The sequence below is a fragment of the Nocardiopsis listeri genome, from assembly GCF_020741345.1.
Classification (GTDB): domain Bacteria; phylum Actinomycetota; class Actinomycetes; order Streptosporangiales; family Streptosporangiaceae; genus Nocardiopsis; species Nocardiopsis listeri_A.
The window spans coordinates 1-5978 of the sequence record NZ_DYZD01000005.1; the positions used below are offsets into that span (position 1 = coordinate 1).

Annotated in this window: 5 protein-coding genes; 2 read left to right on the top strand and 3 right to left on the bottom strand. The window is 69.1% G+C overall.

What is annotated here, in order from left to right:
* The first annotated feature begins 605 nt into the window (after positions 1 to 605).
* Positions 606 to 1061 (top strand): DUF6653 family protein, encoded by a 456-nt coding sequence (locus K8V84_RS00200; protein WP_304069099.1) that lies wholly within the window; start codon positions 606 to 608, stop codon positions 1059 to 1061.
* A gap of 101 nt (positions 1062 to 1162) precedes the next feature.
* On the opposite strand, the gene K8V84_RS00205 is transcribed toward K8V84_RS00200, so the two are convergent.
* Positions 1163 to 1780, bottom strand: coding sequence for a TetR/AcrR family transcriptional regulator (locus K8V84_RS00205; protein ID WP_304069100.1), 618 nt, complete (start codon positions 1778 to 1780; stop codon positions 1163 to 1165).
* A 62-nt stretch (positions 1781 to 1842) separates the two neighbouring features.
* Here K8V84_RS00205 and K8V84_RS00210 point away from each other — a divergent pair, with 62 nt between their 5' ends.
* Complete coding sequence (locus K8V84_RS00210) at positions 1843 to 3252, top strand: aldehyde dehydrogenase family protein (RefSeq protein WP_304069101.1); 1410 nt, start codon at positions 1843 to 1845, stop codon at positions 3250 to 3252.
* Positions 3253 to 3356: 104 nt separating this feature from the next.
* Here K8V84_RS00210 and K8V84_RS00215 read toward each other — a convergent pair whose 3' ends face one another.
* Together K8V84_RS00215 and K8V84_RS00220 are read right to left on the bottom strand one after the other, a co-directional pair.
* Positions 3357 to 4016, bottom strand: coding sequence for a polysaccharide deacetylase family protein (locus K8V84_RS00215; protein WP_369696590.1), 660 nt, complete (start codon positions 4014 to 4016; stop codon positions 3357 to 3359).
* A 256-nt stretch (positions 4017 to 4272) separates the two neighbouring features.
* Complete coding sequence (locus K8V84_RS00220) at positions 4273 to 5925, bottom strand: polysaccharide deacetylase family protein (protein WP_304069103.1); 1653 nt, start codon at positions 5923 to 5925, stop codon at positions 4273 to 4275.
* Positions 5926 to 5978 lie beyond the last annotated feature (53 nt).

The window sequence follows — 5978 nt, forward strand, 5'->3', positions numbered from 1 at the left end:
CCGGCGGGCTCCACGGTAACCACGACCGTGCTCGAACCCGGCCCGACATGCGCGAACATCCCTGGACCGTGCGGGCGACGAGGTACTGCCTGGGCGAGATCTCCCGGATCGAGGAGGTCCCCTTCGCCTACGTCCTGTCCTTCGCGCTGGGGTTCTGGACGCCGCCGCCGACACCCACCCCGAGGCACGCGAGCAACGGCGGCGCCTGGCACGGTTCGTCCCCGCCGATGGGGCGATCGCGGTCGAGGGAGGCGCCGAGGGCGAGACGCTCCACCTACTGGACCTGGCGCCCTTCCCCGACGACCCGGTACGCGAGCTTCTCGATGACGCCGCCGTCGCCCGTGACCTGGACCGATTGGAGCGGGGCCGGCGTCCCGACGGGGGCTGGGTGGTCGACTTCGGTAGTTATTCCGAGGCCGCGGCCCTGGAATGGCGCGGGTATGCGACCGTCTCGGCGGTGGCCGTTCTTCGAGCCAACGGCCGATGAGGCGCGAGGTCACCTGGGGGCTCACCCCGGGAGTGGGGTGGTGGGGCCGGGCGGGGGAGTTGAACCGCCTCCGCTACGGGGATACCGTCCGGGGTTCGCGACAAGGAGCGGAGCGCATATGACCAAGAGTTCCCCGGGCGGCGGGTTCGCTCGGATCAGGCGGGCGGTGTTCGCCCGCCACTCGAATCCGTGGAGCGCCTGGAGCCGGTGGGCCACCATCCCGCTGGTCCTGGTCCCGGTATGGACACGCAGTCGAAGGCAGGCCGTCGCCGTGGCCGTCTGGTTCGCCCTCAACCCGGTGGTCTTCCCTCGGCCCGCCCATGAGCGAGCCTGGTCGACGCGGGCGATGCTCGGTGAGGAACGGTGGATGCTGGAGCGGCCCCGGGACGCCGCCCTGGCCGTCAACGCCGCGGCCTCGGCCGCCGCCGTGGTCGCGTTGGTCGGGGCGAGGTACCGTCGCCCGTTGCCCACCGGAGTGGCCTGCGCGGCGCAGATGGCGCTCACGCTCGTGTACTGGGAGCAGATGGCCCGCTACCACGACCGTTCCCTGGAGGCGGGAGACCCCGTGGGGTGAGCGGGTCGACCACGACCCGGCAGGTACTCGCGGGGGGCTCCCCGGTGCACCGGCGCACGATGCCGGTGCGCCGGGCGGAGACGGTGCCTAGAGCCCTCGACTCAGGGGTGATGGCCCAGGGCGCGCAGGAGGTAGGGCAGGAGGCGGTCGGCGATGTCGTCGCCGTGGCCGTCGTCCGGTAGGAGGAAGGTGTGGCTGACCATGGGGCCGATGACCATCTCGGCGACGACCAACGGATCCTCCACCGGTGGGATCTCCTCGCGCAGCGCGCCGCGCTCCAGCAGGGCCAGCACCCGGTCCTGTAGGGGCAGGATGAACGCGTCGTGGAGGACGTCGGCCAGGGCGCGGTTGTGGGCGGCCTCGCCCAGGATGGCGCGCAGCAGGAGCCCGGAGGGGCCTTGGAGGGCGGCGGCCTTGTCGTGCAGCAGGGCGCCGAGGTCGCCGGGCAGGGTGCCGGTGTCGTGGTCGGGCCCCAGATTCTCGGCCCAGTCCTGGGCGGCTCCCACGACCAGGTCCTGTTTGGAGCGCCAACGTCGGTAGAGGGTGGCGGTGGAGACACCGGCGCGTCGTGCGACGGCGGCGGTGGTCAGGCCGCTGTAGCCGTTGACTCGGAGTTCGGCGAGAGTGGCGTCCATCAGCGCGCGGTCCCGGCCGGCGTCGCGGGGTCTTCCTCGGGGGGCGACCGGTGCGGTGGTCTCGGGCAGATGGTCCGTCGTCATAGGACGGATCCTATCGGCCGACACCTGGTTAAAACGAAACGTTTTCGTTTAGTATCCGTGGCATGGCTAACACCGAGACCTCCCAACCCCTGACACTGGCCACCGAGATCCCGCCGGTGGTCGCGCGTCTTCGTTCCACCTTCGACAGCGGCCGGACCAAGCCGATCTCCTGGCGAAAGGCCCAACTGCGGGCGCTGCGCCGGATGCTCATCGAAGAGCGCCCCACCTGGGAGAAGGCCCTGAAGGACGACCTGGGCAAGCCCTCCCTGGAAGCGCACACCACCGAGATCGGGTACGTGGTCAACGAGATCGACCACACCCTGAAGCACCTGGCGTCGTGGCTGCGACCCAAACGGGTGGGCGTGCCCATGGCGTTGGCGCCGGCCAAGGCGCGATGGGTGCGTGAGCCGCTGGGCACGGTGCTGATCATCAGCCCGTGGAACTACCCGGTGAACCTGGCGCTGGCGCCGTTGGTCGGCGCGATCGCGGCGGGCAACAGCGCGGTGATCAAGCCCAGTGAGCTGGCCCCGGCCACCTCCGGGGTGCTGGCCGAGTTGGTGCCGCGCTACCTGGACACCGAGGCCGTGGCCGTGGTCGAGGGCGGGGTGCCCGAGAGCACCGCGCTGCTGGAGGAGCGCTTCGACCACATCTTCTACACCGGCAACGCGGCGGTGGCGCGGATCGTGATGGCCTCCGCGGTCAAGCACCTGACCCCGGTGACGTTGGAGTTGGGCGGCAAGAGCCCTGCGGTGGTGGAGCCGGGTGTGGACCTGGCCACGACGGCGCGGCGTCTGGCCTGGGGCAAGTTCACCAACGCGGGCCAGACCTGTGTGGCCCCGGACTACGTGTTGGCCATCGGTGACACCGCCCAGGGGCTCCAGCGTGAGTTGGCGTCGGCGATCACCGAGATGTTCGGGTCCGATCCCAAGGCGAGCCCCGACTACGGGCGCATCGTCAACGAGCGGCACTTCGAGCGGCTCAGCGCGCTGTTGGAGAGCGGTGAGGTGGTCGCCGGTGGGCGCACCGATCGTGAGTCGCTGTACATGGCGCCCACGGTGCTGGGAGGTGTGGATCCCGACAGCCCGGTGATGGCCGAGGAGATCTTCGGTCCGATCCTGCCGGTGATCACGGTTCCGGACCTGGACGCGGCGATCCGGTTCGTCAATGAGCGGGACAAGCCGTTGGCGCTGTACGGGTTCACCGACTCAGAGGCCACCAAACGGCGGTTGATCACCGAGACGTCCTCGGGCGGGGTCGCGTTCGGGCTGCCGATCGCGCACCTGGCCGTGCCGGACCTGCCCTTCGGAGGTGTGGGTGAGAGCGGGATGGGCGCCTACCACGCGGAGACCTCCATCGACACGTTCTCGCACGTCAAGTCGGTGTTGGACAAGTCGTTGGCGCTGGACACGATGAAGCTGGCCTACGCCCCGATCACGGAGTTCAAGGAGAAGCTGATGCGCCGGATGATGTGAGGCGGTGCCGGTGTCCGAGGGCGGCCGGGCGGTCCGAACACGAGGGGGATCCTCCGCGTGTTCGGACCGCCTGCGTTACCTCTCGCCGGTCGGCCCCCACCCGGTCAGCCCAGGGAGCGGGCGTCGGAGTAGGCGGTGCCGGCCTCGACCTGGGAGCCCATCATCTGGTCGACGGTCACGAACTCGTAGCCGTCCTCGGAGAGGGTCTCCAGCACCTCGGGGATGGCCTCGACCGTGGTCTGGTGGATGTCGTGGAAGAGCAGGACGCTGCCCTCGTCGGTCTCCTCGGAGGCGATGTCCACGGTGGTCTCGGGGTCGCGGTGCTGCCAGTCCAGGGTGTCGACGTCCCACAAGAGCATGGGCTTGTCGATGGTCTCGCGGGCGGTGTCGCTGAGGGATCCGTAGGGCGGACGCATGGTGGTGGGCGCCTGGCCGGTGAGGTCCTTGATGGCCTTGTCGGTGCGCTGGAGGTCGTCCTTGATCTCGCTCGCCGACAGGGTGGCCAGATCGGCGTGGTCCCAGGTGTGGTTGCCGACCTCGTGGCCCTCGTCGACCATGCGCTCGACCTCGTCGGTGTGGGAGCCGAGCTTGGAACCCAGGACGTAGAAGGTGGCCTTGGCGTCGTTCTCGTCGAGGATGTCGAGGAGTTCGTCGGTGTGCTCGCCGGGGCCGTCGTCGAAGGTCAGGGCCACGCACTTGACGTCGGCGCAGTCGGGATCGGTACGTTCGGTGTCGGCGGCCGCGGGGAGGGTGGTCAGGGTCAAGAGCCCGGTTGTGGCCAGTACCCCGCCAACGGCGGCCTTATGCATCAAAGAGGTAACGTTCACGCGTCGAAATGTATGCGAAGTTTCGCGTGGGGGCAAAGGCGGGCCCAGGTCAGAGCCTGGGAGTGAGCAAGGACTCCTTGCTCCTCTCAGGGAATGGAATCGGGGTTCCGCCGCGCCCCAGGGGACGCGGAGCGGCCGGCATACGAAAGAGGGCCGGAGCGTCGTCCGCGCCCCGGCCCTCTTCGACCCCGGATCAATTCAGTCGAGCGTCGGTGACGACCTCGCCCGCCTCCATGCCGTCCAGCCCGAACAGGTCCTTGACCGTCACGAAGTGGTAGCCCTCCTTGTGCAGGCCCTCCAGGACCTTCGGGATGGCGTCCACACTGGACTTGTGGATGTCGTGGAAGAGCACCACGCTTCCCGTCTGGGTCTCGGCCAGGGCGTGCTTGGCCACGGCCTTGGTGTCCCGGCTCTGCCAGTCCATGGTGTCCACGTCCCACAGGATGAGTGGGTGGCCGGTGGCACTGCGCACGGTGGCGTTGAGCGAGCCGTAGGGCGGTCGCATGGTCACCGGCGCCTCGCCGGTGATCTCTTCGATGGCGTCGTCGGTGCGCTGCAGGTCCTTTCTGATGGCGTCGTCGGACATGGTGGCCAGGTCGTCGTGCTTCCAGGTGTGATTGGCGACCTCGTGTCCCTCGGCGGCGGTGCGCTCGACCACGTCGGGGAACTCGCCCACCAGTGAGCCCAGGACGAAGAAGGTGGCCTTGGCCTGGTAGTCGTCCAGGCTGTCCAACAGTGCCTCGGTGTGCTCGCCGGGGCCGTCGTCGAAGGTCAGGGCCACGCATTTGGCCTGGGCGCAGTCCAAGGTGGTGCCTTCGGTGGTGGCCTCGGGCCCCAGGTCCAGGCTCTCGGACGAGGCGTTGCCATGGACGGCGGCGTCACGGGCCTGGTAGCCGAGTTCGGACAGTGTCTCCTCGGCGGACTCGGGTTCGATGGGCACCAAGGCCTCGTCATCGCGTTCGGACCCTGGCGCCTGGTCGGGATCCATGCGTACGGCCAGGCCTCCGGCGGTGCTGAAGGCCAGGTCGGCCAGTGGTGAGTCGGCCCAGGCGTCGGCCACTTCCTGCGCCTGTTCCGGTTCGGTGAGGTCGGCCTCGCCCGGTGGCAGGGCCGCACTTTCGTCCTCGTCGGAGTCGTCGGAGCGGTCGGAGTCGTCGTTGTCCTCGGCTTCCTCGGTATCGCCGGAGGCGTCGGTCGGGGCCGGCTGCTCCTTGGTGTCGCGGCCCTCGTCCTCTTGGTCCTCGCTCTCTCGGCCCTGCTGTTCGGCGGCCTGGGCCTCGGCGTAGGCGGCGACCTCGCCGAGCGGCTCGGGCAGGTCCTCGTCGGTCAGTTCGTACTCGTCCCGCAGGACGTCGACCAGGTCCACGTGCGCCTGGAACAGGGCCTGTTCGTCACGGAACAGGGAGGTCCAGGGCAGTACCTGTCCGCCTTGGGCGTCATACCACAGCGTGGAGGACTCGGGGCCCTGCGCGGTGGAGTCGACGACGTTGAGGCGTAGGCCGATGACGTCGGCGGAAGCGGCCAACAGTTCGGTGTCCTGGTTCAGCTCGGGGCTGCGCCCCTCGGGAGCCTCTTCCAGGAAGGCGGTCTGGCGTTCGGCCATGGCTGTGCGCACCTGGATCGAAAGCGGGTGCGATTCGCCCAGGACCGGATACCGGTAGCTCACCGTGCTGTGGTCGGTTTCCACGGACACGGTGCGTGTGTGCAGGTCCGGTAGGTCTGCGGAGATGAATCCGATGGCTTCGGCGTAGGGCTCGGCTGTGTCCGCCGCCTGGCAGCCGGGGAGCAGAAGCAGCCCCAGGGCACTACAGACGGTGACTTTTCGTTGCAGTGAGGTGACAACCACGAGGGGACCATATCGAAGGAGGGGGTTCCTGAGTGGGACGCAGGGCGATCTAC

What these genes read in the sequence shown, in the direction of transcription:
- K8V84_RS00210 (WP_304069101.1), top strand. Translation starts at nt 1,843, where the DNA reads ATGGCTAACACCGAGACCTCCCAACCCCTGACACTGGCCACCGAGATC.
- K8V84_RS00205 (WP_304069100.1), bottom strand. Translation starts at nt 1,780, where the DNA reads ATGACGACGGACCATCTGCCCGAGACCACCGCACCGGTCGCCCCCCGA.
- K8V84_RS00200 (WP_304069099.1), top strand. Translation starts at nt 606, where the DNA reads ATGACCAAGAGTTCCCCGGGCGGCGGGTTCGCTCGGATCAGGCGGGCG.